1 protein-coding gene and 1 pseudogene are annotated in these 1,155 nt (G+C 48.7%); one reads left to right on the top strand and one right to left on the bottom strand.

Annotation, left to right across the window (positions count from 1 at the left end; all coding sequences use genetic code 11):
* Window positions 1–644: pseudogene (locus BRD58_RS15960) on the top strand (tyrosine-type recombinase/integrase); the annotation flags it as partial.
* Here the strand turns inward: BRD58_RS15960 and BRD58_RS15955 are convergent.
* Window positions 627–1,155 (bottom strand): IS3 family transposase (locus tag BRD58_RS15955; RefSeq protein ID WP_073383960.1); only part of this gene is annotated, 529 nt, incomplete at its 5' end. The pseudogene BRD58_RS15960 and the gene BRD58_RS15955 overlap by 18 nt on opposite strands.

Genomic DNA, 1,155 nt, shown 5'->3' with positions numbered 1-1,155 from the left:
GCCACCTTTTAGCTCCGATTAAAAAAGTTGATGCCAGTGGTAAGCATGACGTTGCTCAACGCCTGCAACAGCGCGTCACGGCCATTATGCGTTATGCCGTACAGAACGATTACATCGACTCTAATCCAGCGAGCGATATGGCCGGTGCGCTATCGACAACCAAAGCGCGACATTATCCCGCCTTACCCTCAAGCCGGTTCCCTGAGTTTCTTGCACGACTTGCTGCATATCGTGGCCGTGTAATGACACGGATCGCGGTTGAGCTTTCCTTACTTACTTTTGTGCGTTCCAGTGAGTTACGTTTCGCGCGTTGGGATGAGTTCGACTTTGATAAATCTCTCTGGCGTGTACCTGCAAAACGAGAAGAAATTAAAGGCGTGCGTTACTCGTACCGTGGCATGAAGATGAAAGAGGAGCATATCGTTCCGCTTAGTCGGCAGGCGATGATTTTGTTAGAGCAGCTTAAGCAGATTAGTGGCGATAAAGAGTTACTGTTCCCGGGGGATCATAACGCAACAAAGGTTATGAGCGAAAACACGGTAAACAGTGCATTGCGTGCAATGGGTTATGACACGAAAACAGAAGTCTGCGGGCATGGTTTTAGGACGATTGTAAATAGACCCATTTTAGTTCCAGGCATTTTTTGAGATCCCGGCCAAATAATGGTGCTGTCGATACTCCTCCGGTGTCATATTGTTCAGTGATTCATGCGGACGTTCACAGTTATATTCTGATAACCATTTCTCCGTGATTTCCCGCACTTCATTCAGCGTTCTGAACAGATAAAAATCGAGTATTTCTGTACGGTATGTTCTGTTAAAACGCTCGATGAAAGCATTCTGCGTCGGCTTACCCGGCTGGATAAACTCCAATTTTACTGCGTGCCTCTCTGCCCATTCAGCCAGCGCCAGAGAGATAAATTCCGGACCATTATCCATGCGCAGCATGGCCGGATAGCCACGGTTTGCCGCGATCCTGTCGAGAACACGAACGACTCGCTGAGCTGGCAGATTCAGATCGATTTCAATCGACAACGCCTCACGGTTAAAGTCATCAACGACATTGAACGTGCGAAAACGACGGCCACAGGCCAGTGCATCATGCATAAAATCGACAGACCAGCTCTGGTTTAGCGCTTCCGGTGTGGCCAGTGGT

The sequence above is a fragment of the Edwardsiella piscicida genome, assembly GCF_001896205.1.
GTDB classification, from domain to species: Bacteria; Pseudomonadota; Gammaproteobacteria; order Enterobacterales; family Enterobacteriaceae; genus Edwardsiella; species Edwardsiella piscicida.
This window is presented reverse-complemented; position numbering and strand designations above follow the sequence as displayed.